Below are 19,364 nucleotides of genomic sequence, written 5' to 3' on the forward strand. Positions count from 1 at the left end.
TCACAGTCTCCGCTCGGCAAGCTGCGCGCGCGGCCACAGCCAGATCAGCTGGACCAGGAGACCGAGCAGGAAGGAGGCGATCACCAGCCACCACAGCTTTACGATCAGGCCGGCGAACATCGTCGTGAGCGCCAGGGCCAGTAGCAGCGGCATCAGTGAATCCTCGGGCATGCGCAGGATCGCCTCCGGCTGGCCGTCGAGCGTCGAGGTCGCCAGCGCCTCCTTGCCGTGGTCGAGCGGCGGGCCTTTGCCGAGATCAGAGTGAAACGGCGACTCTTGCAGCCTCGTCTCCCACAGCGGTTCGCGGGTCGCGAGCGTCGGCAGGACGACGTAATTGTAAGGCGGCGGCGGGGACGGCGTGGTCCATTCCAACGTTGCCGCATCCCACGGATTAGGACCGGCGTCCTGGCCGCGGCGCAGGCTGCGCACGATGTTGATGAGGAACAGCAGGAAGCCAAAGGCGAACACGTAGGCACCGATTGTGGTGATCAGGTTCAGCCAGTCCAGGCCCATGCCCTCCGGGAAGGTGTAGATCCGCCGGGGCATGCCGAGCAGTCCGGAGATGTGCATCGGGAAAAAACCGACATTGAAGCCGATGAACATGAACCAGAAGTTCCAGCGCCCGAGCCGCTCGTCGAGCAGCTTGCCGGAGACCTTGGGAAACCAGAAATAGCTCGCGCCCATCACCGCAAACAGATTCCAGCCGATCAGCACGTAGTGGATGTGGGCGACGACGAAATAGGTGTCGGTGAGCTGCCAGTCGACCGGCACCGAGCCGGTCATGAAGCCGGAAACGCCGCCGATCACGAAGACGACGATGAAGCCAGCGAAGAAGTGGAAGGCGGTGTTGAGGGTCGGCTGTCCGGTCCAGATCGTGGCGAGCCAGGAAAAGGCCGAGACCGCGCTCGGAATGACGATGATGATCGACACGGCGCTGAAGAAGCCGAGCGCGAGCCCCGGCAGGCCGGTCGCGAACATATGGTGCAGCCAGACGCCGAAGCCGAGCACCATGGTGAGCACGGTGGCCAACGCCACCGCGGTGTAGCCGACCAGCGGCCGTCGGCACAGCACCGGCAGCGCGTCCGAGACCATGCTGATGGCCGGCAAGACGATCACGTAGACCCACGGGTGGCCCCACATCCAGAACAGATGCTGCCACAGCAGCGGCTGTCCGGTCGGCTGCTGGTAGAAATGCGTGCCGAATTGGCGGTCCAAGTACAACAGGAAGAACGCCAGCGTGACGCTCGGCATCGCAAAGAGATTGCCGACCGAGATCGTGAGCGTGCCCCAGCTCAGGATCGGCATCCGATTGATCGACATGCCGGGTGCGCGCATGTGCAGGATGGTGACGACGAAGTTCAGCGAGCCCAAGGTGGTGGAGATACCGAGCAGGATGTTGGACAGCGCATAGAAATCGATATTGAGCCCGGGATTGAACGTCTTGGACGCGTAGGGCACGTAGTTGAACCAGCCGTCGTTCGGCGCCGCGCCGAGCGCAAAGCCGACATAGAGGTAGATGCCCGACAGCACGAACAGCCAATAGGTGAAGGCGTTGAGTCTCGGCATCGCCATGTCACGGGTGCCGATGACCAGCGGCTGCAGATAGACGCTGAAGCCGGTCAGGATCGGGAAGGCGTACCACAGGATCATGGTGGCGCCGTGCATCGTGAACAGCTCGTTGTACTGCTCGGGTGTCAGCAGGGTCAGATTTGGCTGGGCGAGCTGAATACGAAAGATGAGCGCCTCGATGCCGCCGACGATCAGGAAGATGAAGGCGGTCACGATGTAGCGCAGCCCGATCTCCTTGTGATCGACCGAGGAAAGCCAGCCGATCACGCCGGGCTTGGTCTCCCAGAGGCGGTGCAGCTTCTCGGCCAGAGGCGAGGCATAGTCGCGCACCGCAAGTCGGGGTACGCGATCATATTCCGCGGCGGTCATCGGCGGCTCCCCTATTTCAGCGTCTCGACATATTGCCGGATCAGCGTGAGCTGTTCGCCCGACAGCGCCAGCCGCGGCATCTTGTTGCCGGGCTTGATGTGCTGCGGATCGGCGATCCAGGCGGCGAGATTGCCGGTGTTGTTGGGCAAGGTGTCGGCCGCGATGGCGCGTCGGCTCATGACATGCGTGAGGTCGGGGCCGAGAATGCCGCCGGTAGCGGTGCCCCGCACGGTGTGGCAGATACCGCAGCGTGTCGTGAACAGACCTTCGCCGGTCTGCGGATTCGGCGCGTTGGTCGCATGCGCCGGCTGCAGTTGCTGCTGCCGCCATTGCGCGTAGGCCTCGGGTGGCGAGGCGATCACGTCGAACGCCATATGCGCGTGCTGCTGGCCGCAATATTCGCCGCATTGGCCGCGATAGACGCCTTCGCGATCGGCCTGCAGCCAGGTCTGGTTCTCCTGGCCGGGAATGACATCGGTCTTGCCGGCGAGCTTCGGTACCCAGAACGAATGGATCACGTCAGGCCCGCGCAGCTTGACCTCCACGACCTGGCCAACGGGGATATGGATCTCGTTCGCTGTGGTGAATTCCTCCGAGGGCGTGTCGGAGAGGTAGCGCACCTCCCACCACCATTGATGCGCCGTGATCTGCAACCGAACTGAGGCGGGGCCCGGCTGCGGACCGGTGTGCGCCAGCGTCGCGAAGGTCCAGACCGTGGTGAACACCAGCACGACAGTGGAGATGCCCACGCCGATGGTGATCCATGAGGCGCCGCCATGGGGCCGCTCCACCGCAGCCTGCCCCGGGAGTTGCGGCTGCGGCGCGCCGCGACGGCGGAAAATGCCGCCGAGCAGCAGGGCGCTGACGATGACAATTACCAGGATCGAGACCGTGGTCGAGAACCACAGCAAATGGGATATCGATTGCGCGCGCGATCCGTGGGTCCACCAATAGTCCAGCGGCGTTTCGGCGTGCGCCGCCACGGGGGCCAGGGTGGCGCATGCCATTATGACGAGCCGGACGCCGCCCGAGAAGCCGCGGTGCGCGCCTGCGCAGGCCTGACGCGTATGGTGGCCGATGTCCCTCAAGGCTTCTGGCCTTGCTTGAACGCCGTGGTGGTCGCCCAAGGATCGGGCGTCAGCCCCTTTTCGGCCGGGACCTGCTCGATGGCCGGCGACAATGGCGTGGCCGAGAAGGTGCGGCCCCATTGGGTCGTCGGCTCGTTGCTGATCTGGCCGATATAGCTGACCAGGTCCCAGATCATGGAGTCGGGAAGCGTCGCGCCCCAGGCCGGCATCCCATTGGGACGGCCCTGATAGATCGAGAGATAGATGTTCGCGGGGCTGGACCCGTAAATGAAGATCTTGTTGCTCAGCGCCGGTCCCATGCCGCCGCCGCCATTGGGCGCGTGGCAGCCGACGCAATTCATGCTGATGAAGGCGGTCATGCCGCGCGTGGCGGATTGCGGATCGCCTGCGGCGGGATTCTTCAGCGCGGGAGCGGCCGAGAGGTTGCCCGGAGAGAGATGGCTCACCGGCGTCTGCATCAGCGTAGTTGCCCGGCCGCCGGCGATCTCCGCCCCGACGCCGGGGCCGGGTGCATCCGTCGGGGGCGCCGCCGCGGCCTGGGGCAGCTGCAAGCCGATCGCGGTGATCAGGACGGCGACTGAGAGTCCGGAGGCAAGGCGCATCAATGTCCTCCCGAGACTGTCTGCACTGGGTCCACCAACGGCACGCCATAGCTCGTCAGCAGCGCGGTGATCGCGGCCTTGTTGCCGTCGATGAACGCGTTGAGCCGGTCGCGCAGTGCGTCGTCGCCCTTCCTGACGCCCATGGCGATGGCGAAGCGGAAGCGCAGCGGCGCGAAGCGGCCGTCGTCGTCGATCGGCGTGATCGCGAGCGGCACGGACGATTGCTTCGCGAAATAGCCCGCAAGCGGTCCCCAGGCTGCGGCGACATCGATGCCGCCACTGGTCACGGCGTCGATCAACCGCGCCGGCGGGTTGGGCTCCCGGTAGTCTCCATAGATCGGATACCCCCTGACGTTGTCGATGATCCCTTCCTGGCCCAGCGCATGTGCCGGGGGCGGGTTGTTGCCGTCGTCGCCGATCAGGTGCACGCCGATCGTGAGCGTACGCAGCCGTGGATCTTCCAACGAGGCGAGTTCGAGATGACGGTCGGCGCGCGAAACGAAGACATAGGTCGAGCGGTAGTAAGGCCTGGTCGTCTCGACCAGATCGTAGTGCGCGGGAACGCCCATGACGATGTCGCACAATCCGGCCTTGAGGGTCTTCCTGACGAAGCCGCGTCGCTGCGCCCACCAGGTGTAGGTCACGCTCCAGCCGAGCGTCTTGGCCACCATCTGCGCGAGTTTGTTCTCAAAACCCTCGCCGGCCTGGTTCGAGAATGGCAGGTTGTTGGGATCGGCGCAGACGCGCAGCGACGGCGCATACACCGGCTCCTCTGCATGAGCGGGGATGGCGATGCCGAGCAGCGCGAGCAGGGCGATATCAGCGAGCCGGCGCATCGGTCTTCTCCTGATCCGTTCCACCGGCAGGCTGCGTGGTCTGTGTCGGTGCTTGCTGATTGGCGTGCTGCGTGGCGTTGCCGAGCTTGAACACCAGGAGCTCGCTGCCGCCAGCCGTATAGAACGGCAGATCCTGCGTCGCGCCAGTGAAGCCGAGTGCGCCGTTGCGCACGCGCGGATCGACCTCGGCATTGGCGACGACGCCGGGCCAGCCGCCGACGCCGGAAAGGATCGCGACATATTGCTGGCCGTCGCTGCCGCGATAGGTCACCGGCTGACCGATGAAGCCGGAGCCGGCGCGGAATTGCCAGAGCACCTCGCCGGTTTTTGCGTTCACGGCTTTGAACATCCGGTCCATGGTGGCGTAGAAGGTGACGTCGCCGGCGGTCACCAACGTGCCGGCCCACACCGGCAGTTTCTCGTGAATCTCCCACACCTTCTTGCGGGCGACGGGATCCCAGGCCATGAACTCGCCGCGATAGCCGCCGGGGCCAGCGAACATGTCGACGTCGGCTCCGACGAAAGGCGTGCCGGCGATGTAGCCGACCTCGCTCGCCCTGAAATTCATGCACAGATGCTGGTGCGGCACGTAGAGCAGTTTTGTCCGCGGTGACCATGCGGTGGGCTGCCAGTCCTTGGCGCCAGGAGCGGTCGGGCAGATGTTCTCGATATTTTTGCCAAGGACCGGCGTCTTCTCCTCGTTCGGGATGATGCGGCCGGTCTTGAGGTCGACGCCCTTGTAGGCGTTGATGAACTCATAGGCGTCGGCCGATATCACCTCGCCGGTGGTGCGGTCCATCACATACATGTAGCCGTTGCGGCCGGGATGGATCAACGCCTTCCGCGTCTTGCCGCCGATGTCGAGATCGACCAGCACGTTCTCGTTGATCTCGTCATGATCGAACAGATCATGCGGATTGACCTGATAGGCCCATTTGGCCTGTCCGGTATCGACGTCGCGGCCGAAGATCGTCGAGCTCCAGAGATTGTCGCCCTTGCGCTGGTTCGCGTTCCACGGCGACGGATTGGCCGTGCCGAAGAAGATCATGTTGAGCGCGGGATCGAACGACACCCAGCCCCACATCGTGCCGCCGCCGGTGCGCCAGCGGTCTGCCGGCCAGCTGGTGACGCCGAGATCCTTGCCTTTGAAGCTGTCGTAGAACGGCTTGAAGTCGTCGCCGATCAGGACGTCCTTGTCAGGTCCGGTTGCATAGGCGCGCCAGGCGATCGCGCCGGTGTTCTCGTCCAGCGCGGTGACCCAGCCGCGAACGCCGAGCTCGCCGCCGCTGTTGCCGACGATCACCTTGCCCTTCGCAACAATGGGCGCCATCGTGATGGTCTCGCCCTTGTTGATCTCGCCGAGCTTGGTGTGCCAGATCTCCTTGCCGGTGTTGGCATCGATTGCGACGGTGTTGTCGTCGAGGGTGTTGAGGAAGACCTTGCCGTTGTCGAAGGCGAGGCCGCGATTGACGACGTCGCAGCAGGCGACGCCCTTCGCGGCGGGTTCAGGCCTTGGCGCGTAGGACCATTTCAACTCGCCCGTCGTCGCATCGATTGCGAACACGCGGTTGGGATAAGGACCGTCATAGGGGCCGACGACATACATCGTGTTGTCGATGACGATTGGCGCAGCCTCCTGGCCGCGGTCGACCCCGACCGAAAACGTCCAGGCGAGCTGCAGCTGTCCGGCATTGCTGGTGTTGATCTGGTCGAGTGGACTATAGCGGGTGTTGGCGTAGTCCCGTGCCGGCATCGGCCATTGCGCCGGATCCTGCATGCGGTGTTCGAGGTCGCTCTGCTGGGCGACGACCGCCGGGAGCCATGTCGCGAGGCCGAAGATCACCGCAATTTTTGCGGTACGAAACACGGGAGCTAACATAGGTTACCGGTCTCCGTGTACGCCTCATCGGCGCGCCGCGACGTACAAACAATGCGAACGAAGACCGTTCCTAAAAATCGCAGGCAGACGTCTCAATTGATGCAGAAGGCTTGCTGGTCTGCCGCGATGGATATGATATCTACGAACCGTCTGCCTGAGTACCTCAGTCGCTGATTGCGCCAACTTGGTTTGGCGACATACTGCTCCACGATCAGCAAGGCGAGCGAGCTGATGCTGCGAATGATCTGAAAACAGCAGAACGCAAAGGTCTCGGCACGATCGAGAATGCTGCGCTCGAAGAGGGCAGGGTAGAATTTCTTAGCGGGTCGCCCGGGCCGGCAGAGATAACGTTCGCCTGGCAACGAGACCGAGCGTAGATCCCTGAACGATGACGCTGAACACGACGACTGCATAGGTCGCGGCGAGAATCGGCGCCTTGGCCGGGTCTTCCGGTAGCGACAGCGCCAGGGCCACGGAGATGCCGCCGCGCACGCCGGCCCAGGTCAGGAACGGGATGTTGTGGGCCGAGACGAGCTTGGTGCGGGCAAGGAACAGGAGCGGAAGGCTGACTGCGATCAGCCGGCCGAGCAGCACGAGGGGAATGGCCGTCGCGGCGCCCAGCAATGCAAGCGCGCCAAAGCGCAGCAGAAGGACCTCGAGACCGATCAACAGGAAGAGTACGGAATTCAGGATCTCGTCAATCAGCGTCCAAAGTCCGAACAGATAGCGCTGGGTCTGCTCGCTCATGGCATATCGCGGGCCACGATCTCCAATCAGCAATCCGGCTGCGACCACGGCAAGCGGCGCGCTGCAATGAAGCCGCAGGGCAGCCGCATACACGGAGGTGACGAGCGCCAGAGACACCAGAACCTCGATCGCGTAATCGTCGATCGCATGCATGGCCCGGTAGGCGATGTAGCCGCCGGCAAGACCCAGGAGAATGCCGCCACCCGCTTCGAGCAGCAGCATCTCGCCGATATCGACGGGACCGACATCTCCGCTGCCCGTGGCGTAGCGGAGCAGGATGGTGAACAGAACGATGCCGACGCCGTCGTTGAACAGCGATTCTCCCTGCATCTCGATCTCGAGGTCCGGCGGAACGCTGATGTTCTTGAGCGTGCTCATAACCGCCACCGGATCAGTAGGGCTGATCAGGGCGCCAAACACCAGGCACCAGGCGAGCGAGATCGGCAGGCCGATGGCCGTGCAAGCCCCGTAGAAGCCGAAACCGACCACCAAGGTCGAGATGCCCGTGCCAAACAGCGCAAGCGTGAGAACCGGGATCGCCCGGCGTTTGAGCTTTTGCAGATCGACATGCAGGGAGCCGGCGAATAGCAGAAAGCCCAGCATCCCGTTCATCACGACCGAGGTGAAGTCGATCTGCAGCAGCGCATTCGTCAATGGTGCGAACAGGTGGTGGGATGGCGATGCCACATCGATTGCCACCAGAATGCCGGAGACCACGACGCTCATGAGGAGGAGGCCGATCGAATGTGGCAACGGGCTGTATTTCTGATTCAGCCAGCCGAACAGTGCCGAGAGCGCCAGCAGGATTGCGCTCACGTCTAGAAGGGAAAACGCCAACTCACTCTCGCTCCTCTGGGGTGGCGCCGCGATGCGCGGCTGCTCTGACGAACGACGGCAGACCAGGACGGAGCGCAATCTGCCGCGCCTGATGGCGAACCGACCGCGCTATCTTCTCACGCAAAGCCCGCGCGAGATGGTTCGTTCCACTCTCAGGGACGTCGGACATCGCGAAGGCCGAGCCGCAGGTTCGGACGGCTTACCGGGATCTGCTGCAGGCGATAATCGGCTCTACGAGCGGTCCCGTGCACGAGCGGCGTGGTGCTGGCCCGGACGATCCCCGACGCGGCGCTTGCCGCCGAGGTCCGCGAGGCCGCGTTCAGGACGGCGCTCGGGATGCTGTCGCTCGACGCGGAGATCGCCTGCTGAAGCTTGGAGCAGCGGCACACGTTGTTATTGGCCCGTAGAATAGAAATCTTATGAGACCGTGCTCACTTCGAGGTCAGCGTCGCGACCGGTTGCCAGGTGCGGTCGGCAGCATCGGCCAACATGCGCTTGCTGCGCTCCAGCATCAGGGCTGCCGGTCCGTCGTGAGGGCGGTCGAGCAGCACACGCGCAAAGCCGGCGGCAGCGTCGGGAAAGTTCCTGTGCCTGTAGCAGGCCAACGCACGTTCATAGTCGTCGATCCAGGATGGACGTGGTCCGGTTGCGGCACCGGCCACGTGCGTGATCAATTCGTAGACCGCCAGTCCCTGTTCGCGGCCATACACGCCGATGCGGTCGACCTCGCGAACGATGATCGAGGAGCCGGCGTTTCGCGCCGTCGCTTCTCCGATCAGCACCGTCGTGCCATAGGCCTTGTTGGCGCCCTCCAGCCGGCTGGCGACGTTCACGGCATCGCCGATCACCGTGTAGTTCAGCCGCAGCTCGGAGCCGATATTGCCGACCAGCATGCGTCCGGTGTTGATCCCGATCCGGATTCTCAGCTTTTGTCCGAGATCGTCGACGAGATCGGCCTCGTCGATGGCGCGCTGACAGGCGAGCGCGGCGAGGCAGCAGCGCAATGCGTGGTCCGCCTGGGGCTGTGGTGCGCCCCAGAAGGCCATCACGGCGTCGCCGATGAATTTGTCGATCGTTCCGCCATGCGCGACGACGACTTCGGAGACCAGGTCGAGGTAGCGCGACAGCAGCCCGACGATGCCGTCGCCCATGCGCTCCGACAGGCCGGTGAAACCGGCGATGTCGATGAACATCACGGTGAGCTCCTGCAGCGTTCCGCCGGGCTTCGCCTCGACGCCCTGGCGCAGCAGTCCGCGGACCAGATCGGTCGGAATGAACTTGCGGAATGCGGAGAGGCCCGAAGCCATCTCGGCGATGGCCCCGGACAGGCTGCCGATCTCGCGCAGCCGCGATGGATGGCGGCGCACCGATTCCAGCGCGAAGGCCTCGACGTGACGCAACTCGCCGACGACGCGCGCGAGCGGGACGGCGATCATCGAGCGCACCAGGATCGCCGAAGCGAGTGCGGCCAGCGCAGCCCCTGCCACGAGCATGACGATCAGCCGGTGCAGGGTGGCCTGCACGGGACCGAGAAACTCGGCCTCGGGGATCACCGTCACGAGGCGCCAGCCCGGGAACGGCAGCGGCGTCACCGTGGTCTCGTAGGCATCGGCGACATCGGTGAGGCGGCTGCGCCAAGCCTCGTCCATCTTCTGGTCGATCGCCATTGCGACCGCCCGCTGCGCAACTGGCAACAGCGCCGGCTGCTCGCCCCTTGCCGGATTAATTTCGTCGGCGTTGGCGTCGGGCGACGCCACCAGCGCGCCGCTGCCGTCGAAGATGAAGGCAGCACCGGTGCGACCGACCTCGAGTTGGGCCAGGAAGCGCGACAGCCGCGTATACTCGATGATGATCGCGAGCACGCCCTGCCGTTCCTGGTAGACATCGATGGGGCCAGCGAACGCAATCGCCGCGCTCGCTCCCGTCGGATGCTCGGCCATTTTGAACCAGTCCGGCCCGTCGGCTGCGATTGCAGCTTTGTACCAGGCCTGATCCGTGACGCGAAAGCCGGTCGGTACGAACCGCCGGCTGGCGAACTCGATGTCACCGGGCACGACGTCATATTCGTCGATGCGGCGCTCGCCCGCATGATCGGTCAGCGAGATCTCCATCATCTCGAGCCGGCGATCTCCGAGCTTGTGGGCAGCGAAGAACGAGCCGTCCGGCCAGCCGAAGGCGGCCCAGGAAATGGTCGGATGCGACTGCAGCTGCGAGAGGAAGACGAACTCGCGCTTATCTGCCTCGCGGGTCTCCAGCACGTTCTGCAGAAACAAGGTGCGGATCGCGGTGTGCGCAGCGTGCGCCTGGTCGACGATGGATGCGACCTCCTTGCGGACGGCAGCGACGATCTGGTCGTTGATGGTCGATGCCAGCTGACGGCTGGAGGCATCGGCCGTCCGCCACCAGACGAGGCTGGATGTGACCGCAGTCAGAAGGATGGCAGCCAGCACCATCGCCGAGACCACCACGCGAATACTGACGGTAATGCCGTACGAGGCGGAGCTCGCGTTCCGATGTTGCGCGTGTGGGATCACCATCTGCTTCCCTTGGCCGCCTCCCATGCCTGATCGTCTTACGTGCAGGCGGCTGTGATGGTTACGTTCAGTGTCGCAGGCCGCCGACGGAGAGGCCAATGCCGAAGGGCTAATGCCGTCATAGCCGCTGGGCATTGGCATTCGCGCGGCAGGACGAGGCTAATTCCCCTCGGCGCAGCATGATTTGCGCGCAGGACGACTGTCTCACGGATCTGTGATCACGATCGCTGCTAACGGCGATCCTCATCGATCCGAAGGAGACAGTGCGAATTCGCCGGTGTGGGCGAAGCAAACCGAGAGGAGAATCGAATGTCGACCAAGACCACCATCACCTCGCTCGCGCTCGCGGGAGCCGTCTCCACCGCGCTCGCCACGCTCGCCGCCGCCGGCCCCCTCACCAAGGCCGAGGTCGACGCCGCCGTCGCCGCCAAGAAGGAGAAATGCTTCGGCGTCGCCCTGAAGGGCCAGAACGACTGCGCCGCCGGCCCCGGCACGACCTGCCAGGGGACGTCCACGACCGACTACCAGGGTAACGCCTGGAAGTTCGTGGCCGGCGGTACCTGCGCCAATATCGAGCTGCCGAACGGCAAGAAAGGATCGCTCAAGCCGATCTGAGCCGGTGGACAACGGGAGGCGAGGGGGGAAGTGATGAAGGATCTGATCTCGTTGCGGGCTCCAGAGCCCATGCCCCTTCGCTTCCCTCCACCTGTCGGGGGTGTGGCAGGTACCTGCTTCAAGCATGAGCATCTCCCGGCCATTCTCGCGGAGCCGCCGCAGCGCGGCTTCTTCGAGGTTCACGCCGAGAACTACATGGGCGCCGGTGGTCCGCCGCATCGCGCGCTGGAGCGTATCCGGCGCGACCATGCGCTGTCGCTGCACGGCGTCTGCATGTCGATCGGGGGCCCGGCGCCTGTCGATCGCGACCATCTCGCCCGGTTTCGGGCCCTCGTTGCACGCTACCAGCCGACGCTGGTGTCCGAACATCTGGCCTGGTCCACCCACGCCATCAGCTTCTTCAACGACCTGCTGCCGCTCCCCTATACCTCGGCCACGCTGGCGCGGGTCTGCGAGCATATCGACGAAGTCCAGGAGGCGATCCGGCGGCCGATCATGTTGGAGAATCCGGCGACCTACGTCACCTTCCGCAATTCCACGATCAGCGAAACCGATTTCCTCCGCAGCGTCGCGCAGCGGACCGGCTGCGGGCTGCTGCTCGACGTCAACAACGTCTTCGTCTCGGCGACTAATCACGGCTTCGCGGCGCGGGACTATCTGAACGACTTCCCGCTGGAGCGGGTTGGCGAGATCCACTTGGCGGGGCATGCCGAGCAGTGCGGCGAGGACGGCGATGTGCTGCTGATCGACAGCCATGACGGACCGGTGGCGGATGCGGTCTGGAAGCTGTTCGAGATTTTGATCGCCCGTTGCGGACCGCTGCCGACGCTGGTCGAGTGGGACAGCAAGATTCCGGAATGGCACGTCTTGAAGGCGGAGGCGACCGCAGCTCAGCGCATTCTCGATCGAGCGGCCGAGAGGGCGCGCCATGCAGCCTGACGAGCCCACCAACTTCGCAGCTTCGTTTGCCGCAGGCCTGCTCGCGCCGGGCGCGGCAGTCCCGGTGGAAGTCGCCGGACCGGGCGGTAGACCGGCGGGCCGCCGTTACGACGTCTACCGCAACAACATCACGGTGAGCCTCGTCAACGCGCTCGCCGCGATCTATCCGGCGGTGCAGCGGATCACGGGCGAGGAGTTCTTTCGGGAGATGGCGCGCAGTCATCTGCGGCAAACGCCGCCGACGTCCCCGCTGCTGTTTGCGTATGGCCACGGCTTTGCGGAGTTCATTGCGGCTTATCCTCATGCCGCGGAGCTGCCGTGGCTCGCCGACGTCGCGCGCATCGAGCGGGCGTGGCTGGACGCCTACCACGCCGCCGACGCCGCGTCCTTGGCGCCCGCAGCCCTGTCGACGATCCCGCCTGAGCGGCTCGCGGAAGCCGTGTTCATTCCGCATCCCTCCACCCGTCTCGTCCGCTCGCGCTTTGCGGCCGTCACGATCTTTGCCGCGAACCGGACCGACCAGCCGACAGGGCGCATCGATGCGTCGGCTGCCGAGGACGCGCTCGTCGTCCGCCCGGAGTTCGACGTCGAGGTGCGGCGGCTGCCGCCCGGCGGCGCGCTTTTCGTCGCTAGCCTCATCGAAGGCCAGCCGCTCGGCGAAGCGGCCGCGAGCGCTCTGGACGCCGAACCGCAGTTCGACATCGCCACCAACATCGCCGGCCTGATCGAGTCCGGCGCCTTCACCTCAGTCACGTCGGGACCCGCCCAATGAGTGCAGAGCAGCGCATCGCAGCCAGTTCGAATCTTCCACCGCTCGGCGCGCTCGCCGACAAAGCGAGCCAGATCGTGCAGATGATCGCGCCGCCATCGCTGGCGCAACTGGCGCTGCGAGTCGCGCTTGCCGTGCCGTTCTGGCGATCCGGGATCCTGAAGTGGGATGGCTTCCTCAAGCTGAGCGACACCGCGGTGACGCTGTTCAGCGACGAGTTCATGCTGCATCTGCCCGGCGGCCCGTATCATTTTCCGGCCGCCGGCGTCATGGCCTTCATGTCCGGCTGCGGCGAGGTCACGTTTCCGATGCTGCTGGTGCTCGGTCTGGGCACGCGGTTCGCGGCACTTGGTCTGTTGTTCATGACCGCGATCGTCGAGCTCACCGTGCCCGATGGCTGGCCGCTGCATATCACCTGGGCGGCGATGGCGCTGGCGCTGATCGCGCATGGCGGCGGACGTGTGTCGCTCGATCACCTCATCTGCGCCTGGCGAAGCCGGACCTGATAGCGCGGCGTCTCAAGATGAGAGCTGCGCCTCGAAGCCAATTCCGAGCGGGCATGGCTTTGCTCGTTGCCTTCTCGAGGGCTTGCGGCGGATTTTCACTCCGCCGCGATCGGCATCTCAACCATGTGTTCGTGCAGGATCACGCCAGAGAGCGCATCGAACTCGCCGACCCATGGCTTCCGCTGCAGCACGGATCGCGTATGCGCGTAGCCTGCATCCCAGCGCTGCATGATGCCGGACGGGCTGAAGTCGATGTCCTTGGTATGGGTCTCATGGTCGAGCTGCGGCGCAAGCAGACGCACCACGTGCATCCGCGTCGAACAGCCATAGCTGACGAGCTCCCGGACGGCCGGATCGTTGCGTTCGTTCTCCGGCAGGCGCGCCGCCAGCTCATTGATGACTTGGCGGAGCCGATGAGCCTGCTGCTGGCGCGCGATCTGGCTGACGATCCGGCTGGAGTATTGCACGTCCTTGTGGCGGTTCAGCACCTCGGCCATCGTCGTCGGCTCCGCACCCAGCGGATTCCACAGGTGGACGGCGAAGATCAGAGAATTACGACGCGGCTTGTCATCGAAGACCGCTTCAGTCGGTGTGTTAGAGAGAATGCCGCCGTCCCAGTACAGCTCACCGTCGATGCGAACCGCCGGGAAGGCCGGGGGCAGCGCCCCCGAGGCCATGACGTGTTTGACCGTCAGCTTGCCGTCGCGGCTGTCGAAATAGCGCATCTGGCTGGTTCGCACATGCGCAGCGCCGACGGTGAGTCGAGGTGCGCAGCGGTTGAGCAGATCAAAGTCGACCAGCGCGTTCAGCATCTCTTCCAGCGGCGTCGTCGAGTAGAAGCCGGCATTGTCGGGCCCGAGCGGATAGGAATAGCCGGCATGGGCAAACGGGTTCGGACGAAAGAATCCGGGGATCCCGTTGGTGATCGTCGACCAATAAGTGAGGCGCTCGTTGAATCCAGGGAAGGCTGTGCGCAGGGTCCAGACCGGATTCTGCTCCATCCGCTTCCAGAACTGCCGCAGCCGCGGTAGCCGCTGGTCCGCTGTGTTGCCGGCGATCAGGCTGGCATTGATGGCGCCGATCGAGGTGCCGATGATCCAGTCCGGCTCGATCCCGGCTTCATGCAGCGCCTGATAGACGCCGGCCTGGTAGGACCCAAGCGCGCCGCCGCCCTGCAGCACCAGCACGATCTGTCCCGGTTTGTCATCACTTGCCTTTGCGGTCTCCATGGCCTTCATGTGCAGCTCCCTCGCTTGTTTGTTGGTGGTCCTGGCGCACACTCAGAAACGTCAATGCGCGGTCCAGCCGCCGTCCACCGGCAGCGCGATCCCGGTGATCGAGGCCGCAGCCGCGCTCGACAGGAACACGGCCAGCGCGCCGATTTCCTCGGAGGTCGCGAAGCGCTTGTTCGGCTGCTGCGCCAGCAACACGTCGCGGATCACCTGGTCGCGCGAGATGCCGTGGGCCTTGGCCTGGCCTTCGATCTGCGCCTCGACCAGCGGCGTATAGACATAGCCGGGGCAGATCGCATTGCAGGTGATGCCGGCCTCAGCCGCTTCCAGGGCCGTCACTTTGGTCAGGCCGACCATGCCGTGCTTCGCCGCGACATAGGCGGCCTTGAACGGCGAAGCGACCAGCCCGTGAGCCGAGGCGATGTTGATGATCCGGCCGAAGCCGTTCTGGCGCATTGCGGGCAGTGCGAGACGCGTGGTGTGAAACGCCGACGACAGGTTGATCGCGAGGATCTGGTCCCATTTCTGAGGCGGGAATTGTTCGAGCGGCGCGACATGCTGGATGCCGGCGTTGTTGACGAGGATGTCGAGCCTGCCGGATTGAGCGATGGTGGTGGCGATCATCTCTGCGATGGAGTCCGGGCTCGTCATGTCGGCCGCGGAGTAGGTTGCCCTCACGCCGCATGCGGTCGCGATCTGCTCCCGCGTCGCTTCAATCTCGTTTGCGTCGCCAAAGCCGTTCAGCACGATGTCGGCACCGGCCTCGGCCAGCGCGCGTGCGATGCCGAGCCCGATGCCGCTGGTCGAGCCGGTGACCAGCGCCACCTTGCCGGCAAGGGCATGAGTGGTAACCCGTGACGGCGTTTGAACGGTAACGTTCATGGCGGATCCCTCGTAATTGTCTTGTCCTTGGGAGTGTCTTGGCGAGCGGACGCCTTGGGGTGTCCGATGTCGCTCACAGTTCTGAGGGACTGGCAGGTGAGATGGAAATACTGCATGGCTTCCGAAACGATAGGCCGGCGCTATTGCAGCCCGGATGTCCTTCAGCCCGGTTTTTGCTATTCAGTCACGACACACAGGAGCAGGGAGGCGATCGATGGAAATGCACCAGGTCCGCTATTTCCTCGCCGTCGCACGGTTGCTCAATTTCACCAGGGCGGCAGAGGAGTGCAACGTCACGCAGCCTTCGCTGACGCGTGCGATCAAACAGCTCGAGGCGGAGCTCGGCGGTGACCTGTTACGGCGTGAACGCCCATCGGCCCAGCTGACCGAGCTCGGCCAGCGCATGCATCCGCTGCTGCAACAGTGCTATGACGCCGCACTCGGCGCCCGGTCGCTGGCGTCCTCGTTCAAAAGCGGCGAGGTCGGGGCGCTACGGATCGCGCTCACGCATTCGATCGACCTGGCGTTGCTGATCCCGCACCTCGAACAGATCAAGCGGCAGTTCAACCGGCTGGAGTTTCGTTTCCTGCGCGGCAGCAGCGGCGAGGTCGCGGAGTATCTGAAGAAGGGCGACGCCGAACTCGGCATTGCCGCGGAGATCAATGCGAGCTGGGATCGGCTCGATGTGTGGCCGCTGTTCACCGAGGACTTCGAGCTGGTCGTGCGCAAGGACCATCATCTTGCCGGCCGCGGCACGGTCGAGATCGACGATCTCAGAACCGAACAGTTGTTGAGCAGAACCTATTGCGAGCATCGCGGCCGGATTTCCGCGAGCCTGCGCGAGCGCGGGATCGACATCGACCGCGGTCACGAGATCTGCTCGGAGCGCGACTTGATCGAGCTGGTCCAGGCCGACATCGGGGTCGCCATGATTCCGCACACGTCGCCGGTGCCGGACACGCTGAAGCGCACCGCTATCACAGGGCTCGACGCACGACGCACCGTCAATCTCTATGGCGTTGCCGGCCGCCAGCGCACGGCAGTGGCCTCAGCCGTGATGCGGATGCTTCGCGGCGCCGACTGGCGGAGCATCGCCGGCTAAGGCGAGAGCTCAGGTCGCGCGTCTCAGCGCCTCGATCAGATCCTCCACGTCCATCCGCCTGCGGAAATCCGGATCGACGAAACGCGACGAGACCACGCCGTCGCGGCCGACCACGAACACGGCGGGGATCGGCAGCATCCAGCCATCGTTGCCGTGAAATCTCGCCATGTGCTGATACGACAGCAGCTGCTGGATCTCCTGACCAAGCCAGAAGGCGAGGTTCAGCGACAGCGCATAGCCGTTGTCGAGATCGGTGAGCACTGGAAAGCTCGCGCCGCAATCGGCCTTGAACTGGCCGGTATACTCCTGTGTTTCCGGCATGATCGCCACCAGCTGCGCGCCCATCGCGTCGATCCGCGGCCCGGCCTGGATCACGGCGCGGGCGTTGAGCCGGCAATATGGGCACCAGTGGCCGCGAAAGAACATCACCGCGACGGGACCCCTCGCGAGAAGTGACGAGAGCGCGACGAGACGCCCGCACTCGTCGGGCAGGATGAAAGCCGGCATCTCCTCGCCGGGACGGGGCGCATTGAGCCCCCCGCCGTTGTCTCCCAACCGCTCGACCAGCCGATCGACCGCCGCCGCATAGGCCGGAAAGATCTCCCGGCCGGCGTCCGCATAGGCGCGCAGCTGCTCGTTCAGCGGGCCATCCATCTCGCGGCAGCGCTGGAAGGCGAGCTTCAGCCGTTCGGCATCGTCAGAGGAGAGAGCGGTCATCATCGGCTCCGAGAAGAGCTGCAGAATAGGGCGGCTGCGCCGTTCCTGAAAGGGCGGTCGACGCGCAAGCTGGGGCAAACGACACCTCACCGTCGCCGGTGGCGAAATGGAAATGCCGATCCCCAATCGGTTCCATAGCCGCTGCCAATCGCGCTCGGACCGCGTTGTCGCGCGCGTCCGTCGCAGGTCCTGGCATGGATAGCTCCGCGCTATCGTTTCGAAAGACCTTTGGCATTTCAGAACATCCCAGCTCTTCGACCACAATGCCGTCACTGCCTCTCATGCCACCATCACCTTAGGAGAGTCCCGATGTTCCAGAAGTCCCGCCAATCTCCCGCATTGCTACTCGGCCTCGCCGTCTTCGGTGCGGCCGCGCTGACGCAGCCGTCCTTCGCCGGCGAATGTCCAGCCGACAAGATGAAGCCGAATGCGCGCTCCATGGTCGACTACAAGCCGGTCGGCGTCACCGACGTGACGCTGGGCTCGATCGATCTCGAGAAGCAGCCCGCCAACATCAAGGACCGCGAGCTGCGCTTCCGCAAGCTGACGATCGAGCCCGGCGGGATCGTGCCGTGGCACAGCCATGACGACCGACCGGCACTGATCTTCGTGCAGCAGGGCGAGATCGTGGAATACGCCTCCAATTGCGTCGACCCGATCGTGCACAAGGCCGGCGACATCCGCCCCGAAGTTCATGGCACGTCGCATTGGTGGAAGAATCTCGGCAAGGAGACCGTCATCCTCTATGTCGGCGACGTCCGCCGCGATCCGCACGATCACAACATGTAGTGACCGGACCGCAACGAGCTCCTCTGGTCAAACACCTCGTTGCGCGATGTGACGTCCCTGGCACCGCCCCCTGTTCGGGGGCGTCACATCTTCCCGTTTCCTGGCAGGAGCCGCTCCCATGATGATGGACATGTCCTCCGCACCGATGCGGCCGGCTGCAATCGCGACTGTCGGACATGCTCCGAGCGCGATACGCCGCGCGGTGGTCATCGGTGCGACTGCCTTTCTCACCGTGGTCGATCTCTTTGCGACCCAGGCGATCCTGCCGGCGCTGACCCGCCATTATGGCGTGACGCCCGCGGCGATGGGCTTCGCCGCCAACGCCTGTACGATCGGCATGGCGATCGCGAGTCTCGTCATCGGTATCTTCAGCCCGCGGATCAATCGTCGCTTCGGCATTCTGCTCAGTCTCGTCTCGCTGGCCGTGCCGACCAGCCTGCTGGCGGTGGCTCCCGGTCTGATGACATTCACCGCGCTCCGCGTCATGCAGGGCCTGTGCATGGCATCGGCGTTCGCGCTGACGCTGGCTCATCTGGGTGAGCAATGCAGCACCGCCGATGCCGGCAGCGCCTTTGCGGCCTACATCACCGGCAATGTCGCGAGCAATCTCGTCGGGCGCCTGATCGCGGCGGCGGCGGTCGATGGCCTCGGTCTCGCCTGGAACTTCCTGCTGTTCGCCGCGCTCAACCTGGTTGGCGCGATGCTGGTGTATGCGACGATCCACAGCGTTGCACCGATCGTCGAGGGCATGCATGGCGACGGTCCTTGGAAGGCGCTGGCTGCCCATTGGCGGAATGTCCGCCTGCGCGCGGCCTTCGGCATCGGCTTCTGTATTCTGTTTGCGTTCATCGGCACCTTTACTTTCGTCAATTTCGTACTTGTGCAACCGCCGCTCTCGCTCGGAATGATGTCGCTCGGCATCGTCTATTTCGTGTTCGCACCCTCGGTGGTCACGACGCTGCTGGCGGGACCCGTTGCGAGCCGGATCGGCACCCGCGTCACGCTCTGGGCGGCTCTGGCATTGGCCGCGGCTGGCCTGCCGCTGTTGCTCACGGCGCACCTAGCGTTCGTGCTGGGCGGCATGGTGCTGGTGGCCGTCGGAACCTTCTTCGCGCAGGCCGCGGTCACCGGCTTCGTCGGACGCGCTGCGAGCGAGAATCGCGGCATCGCCAGCGGCAGCTATCTGGCCTGCTATTTCTTCGGTGGGCTCGCTGGCAGCGCGCTGCTCGGCCAGCTCTTCGACCGGCACGGCTGGACCGCATGTGTTGTCGGAATAGCGCTAGCGCTCGGCGTGGCCGCAGCGCTAGCGTCTTGGCTCAAGGAGTAACCGACTTCCGTCAAGCCGCTCGGAT

At 64.7% G+C, this 19,364-nt stretch carries 17 protein-coding genes; 7 read left to right on the forward strand and 10 right to left on the reverse strand.

Features of this window, described 5'->3' with window-relative positions:
- The 7 genes from BRAD285_RS12935 to BRAD285_RS12970 form a co-directional block, all read right to left on the reverse strand.
- The gene (locus BRAD285_RS12935; protein WP_006612607.1) at positions 1-1,938 is read right to left on the reverse strand and encodes a cbb3-type cytochrome c oxidase subunit I; all 1,938 of its coding nucleotides are present in this window, start codon (positions 1,936-1,938) and stop codon (positions 1-3) included.
- 11 nt (positions 1,939-1,949) lie between these two features.
- Positions 1,950-2,945, reverse strand: a complete 996-nt coding sequence (coxB, locus tag BRAD285_RS12940; RefSeq protein ID WP_244422239.1) for a cytochrome c oxidase subunit II — start codon at positions 2,943-2,945, stop codon at positions 1,950-1,952.
- 77 nt (positions 2,946-3,022) lie between these two features.
- A complete protein-coding gene (locus BRAD285_RS12945; protein WP_006612605.1) occupies positions 3,023-3,628 on the reverse strand; it encodes a c-type cytochrome in 606 nt (201 codons plus the stop codon).
- Positions 3,628-4,464 (reverse strand): substrate-binding domain-containing protein, encoded by an 837-nt coding sequence (locus BRAD285_RS12950; RefSeq protein WP_035646897.1) that lies wholly within the window; start codon positions 4,462-4,464, stop codon positions 3,628-3,630. The genes BRAD285_RS12945 and BRAD285_RS12950 overlap by 1 nt, the downstream gene beginning before the upstream one ends.
- Positions 4,448-6,343: a PQQ-dependent dehydrogenase, methanol/ethanol family gene (locus tag BRAD285_RS12955; RefSeq protein WP_006612603.1), complete on the reverse strand. Its 1,896-nt coding sequence runs from the start codon at positions 6,341-6,343 to the stop codon at positions 4,448-4,450. The genes BRAD285_RS12950 and BRAD285_RS12955 overlap by 17 nt, the downstream gene beginning before the upstream one ends.
- Before the next feature lie 318 nt (positions 6,344-6,661).
- A complete protein-coding gene (locus BRAD285_RS12960) occupies positions 6,662-7,927 on the reverse strand; it encodes a sodium:proton antiporter (protein ID WP_035646895.1) in 1,266 nt (421 codons plus the stop codon).
- A gap of 431 nt (positions 7,928-8,358) precedes the next feature.
- Entirely contained in the window at positions 8,359-10,380 is a 2,022-nt protein-coding gene (locus BRAD285_RS12970; protein WP_006612599.1) for an adenylate/guanylate cyclase domain-containing protein, read from the reverse strand.
- Positions 10,381-10,770: 390 nt separating this feature from the next.
- Between BRAD285_RS12970 and BRAD285_RS12975 the strand changes: the two genes are divergently transcribed.
- From BRAD285_RS12975 to BRAD285_RS12990, 4 genes are read left to right on the forward strand one after another with little or no spacing between them, the layout of a single operon-like run.
- The gene (locus BRAD285_RS12975; RefSeq protein ID WP_006612598.1) at positions 10,771-11,076 is read left to right on the forward strand and encodes a DUF2282 domain-containing protein; all 306 of its coding nucleotides are present in this window, start codon (positions 10,771-10,773) and stop codon (positions 11,074-11,076) included.
- Between the two features lie 33 nt (positions 11,077-11,109).
- A complete protein-coding gene (locus BRAD285_RS12980; RefSeq protein WP_172889766.1) occupies positions 11,110-12,015 on the forward strand; it encodes a DUF692 domain-containing protein in 906 nt (301 codons plus the stop codon).
- Entirely contained in the window at positions 12,005-12,787 is a 783-nt protein-coding gene (locus tag BRAD285_RS12985) for a DNA-binding domain-containing protein (RefSeq protein ID WP_006612596.1), read from the forward strand. The genes BRAD285_RS12980 and BRAD285_RS12985 overlap by 11 nt, the downstream gene beginning before the upstream one ends.
- Positions 12,784-13,290 (forward strand): DoxX family protein, encoded by a 507-nt coding sequence (locus BRAD285_RS12990; protein ID WP_006612595.1) that lies wholly within the window; start codon positions 12,784-12,786, stop codon positions 13,288-13,290. Before BRAD285_RS12985 ends, BRAD285_RS12990 begins: the two co-directional genes overlap by 4 nt.
- 95 nt (positions 13,291-13,385) lie before the next feature.
- Here BRAD285_RS12990 and BRAD285_RS12995 read toward each other — a convergent pair whose 3' ends face one another.
- A complete protein-coding gene (locus tag BRAD285_RS12995) occupies positions 13,386-14,528 on the reverse strand; it encodes a patatin-like phospholipase family protein (protein WP_006612594.1) in 1,143 nt (380 codons plus the stop codon).
- A gap of 51 nt (positions 14,529-14,579) precedes the next feature.
- Complete coding sequence (locus BRAD285_RS13000; RefSeq protein WP_006612593.1) at positions 14,580-15,404, reverse strand: 3-hydroxybutyrate dehydrogenase; 825 nt, start codon at positions 15,402-15,404, stop codon at positions 14,580-14,582.
- A 214-nt stretch (positions 15,405-15,618) separates the two neighbouring features.
- On the opposite strand from BRAD285_RS13000, the gene BRAD285_RS13005 reads away from it, so the two are divergent.
- Positions 15,619-16,506 carry a LysR family transcriptional regulator gene (locus BRAD285_RS13005; RefSeq protein ID WP_006612592.1) on the forward strand — a complete coding sequence of 296 codons (888 nt, stop codon included), beginning with the start codon at positions 15,619-15,621 and terminating at the stop codon, positions 16,504-16,506.
- 9 nt (positions 16,507-16,515) lie between these two features.
- Here the strand turns inward: BRAD285_RS13005 and BRAD285_RS13010 are convergent, their stop codons facing one another.
- Positions 16,516-17,223, reverse strand: a complete 708-nt coding sequence (locus tag BRAD285_RS13010; RefSeq protein ID WP_006612591.1) for a peroxiredoxin-like family protein — start codon at positions 17,221-17,223, stop codon at positions 16,516-16,518.
- A 309-nt stretch (positions 17,224-17,532) separates the two neighbouring features.
- Between BRAD285_RS13010 and BRAD285_RS13015 the strand changes: the two genes are divergently transcribed.
- A complete protein-coding gene (locus tag BRAD285_RS13015) occupies positions 17,533-18,012 on the forward strand; it encodes a cupin domain-containing protein (RefSeq protein ID WP_006612590.1) in 480 nt (159 codons plus the stop codon).
- Between the two features lie 118 nt (positions 18,013-18,130).
- Positions 18,131-19,339, forward strand: coding sequence for an MFS transporter (locus BRAD285_RS13020; protein ID WP_006612589.1), 1,209 nt, complete (start codon positions 18,131-18,133; stop codon positions 19,337-19,339).
- Positions 19,340-19,364: the final 25 nt, after the last annotated feature.

Source organism: Bradyrhizobium sp. ORS 285, from assembly GCF_900176205.1.
Taxonomy (GTDB): domain Bacteria; phylum Pseudomonadota; class Alphaproteobacteria; order Rhizobiales; family Xanthobacteraceae; genus Bradyrhizobium.

Bases quoted from the DNA above. Each gene is read 5' to 3' on its own strand.
- BRAD285_RS12935 (WP_006612607.1), bottom strand. From the start codon at position 1,938: ATGACCGCCGCGGAATATGATCGCGTACCCCGACTTGCGGTGCGCGAC.
- coxB (WP_244422239.1), bottom strand. From the start codon at position 2,945: ATGGCATGCGCCACCCTGGCCCCCGTGGCGGCGCACGCCGAAACGCCG.
- BRAD285_RS12945 (WP_006612605.1), bottom strand. From the start codon at position 3,628: ATGCGCCTTGCCTCCGGACTCTCAGTCGCCGTCCTGATCACCGCGATC.
- BRAD285_RS12950 (WP_035646897.1), bottom strand. From the start codon at position 4,464: ATGCGCCGGCTCGCTGATATCGCCCTGCTCGCGCTGCTCGGCATCGCC.
- BRAD285_RS12955 (WP_006612603.1), bottom strand. From the start codon at position 6,343: ATGTTAGCTCCCGTGTTTCGTACCGCAAAAATTGCGGTGATCTTCGGC.
- BRAD285_RS12970 (WP_006612599.1), bottom strand. From the start codon at position 10,380: ATGGTGCTGGCTGCCATCCTTCTGACTGCGGTCACATCCAGCCTCGTC.
- BRAD285_RS12975 (WP_006612598.1), top strand. From the start codon at position 10,771: ATGTCGACCAAGACCACCATCACCTCGCTCGCGCTCGCGGGAGCCGTC.
- BRAD285_RS12980 (WP_172889766.1), top strand. From the start codon at position 11,110: ATGAAGGATCTGATCTCGTTGCGGGCTCCAGAGCCCATGCCCCTTCGC.
- BRAD285_RS12985 (WP_006612596.1), top strand. From the start codon at position 12,005: ATGCAGCCTGACGAGCCCACCAACTTCGCAGCTTCGTTTGCCGCAGGC.
- BRAD285_RS12990 (WP_006612595.1), top strand. From the start codon at position 12,784: ATGAGTGCAGAGCAGCGCATCGCAGCCAGTTCGAATCTTCCACCGCTC.
- BRAD285_RS12995 (WP_006612594.1), bottom strand. From the start codon at position 14,528: ATGAAGGCCATGGAGACCGCAAAGGCAAGTGATGACAAACCGGGACAG.
- BRAD285_RS13000 (WP_006612593.1), bottom strand. From the start codon at position 15,404: ATGAACGTTACCGTTCAAACGCCGTCACGGGTTACCACTCATGCCCTT.
- BRAD285_RS13005 (WP_006612592.1), top strand. From the start codon at position 15,619: ATGGAAATGCACCAGGTCCGCTATTTCCTCGCCGTCGCACGGTTGCTC.
- BRAD285_RS13010 (WP_006612591.1), bottom strand. From the start codon at position 17,223: ATGACCGCTCTCTCCTCTGACGATGCCGAACGGCTGAAGCTCGCCTTC.
- BRAD285_RS13015 (WP_006612590.1), top strand. From the start codon at position 17,533: ATGTTCCAGAAGTCCCGCCAATCTCCCGCATTGCTACTCGGCCTCGCC.
- BRAD285_RS13020 (WP_006612589.1), top strand. From the start codon at position 18,131: ATGATGATGGACATGTCCTCCGCACCGATGCGGCCGGCTGCAATCGCG.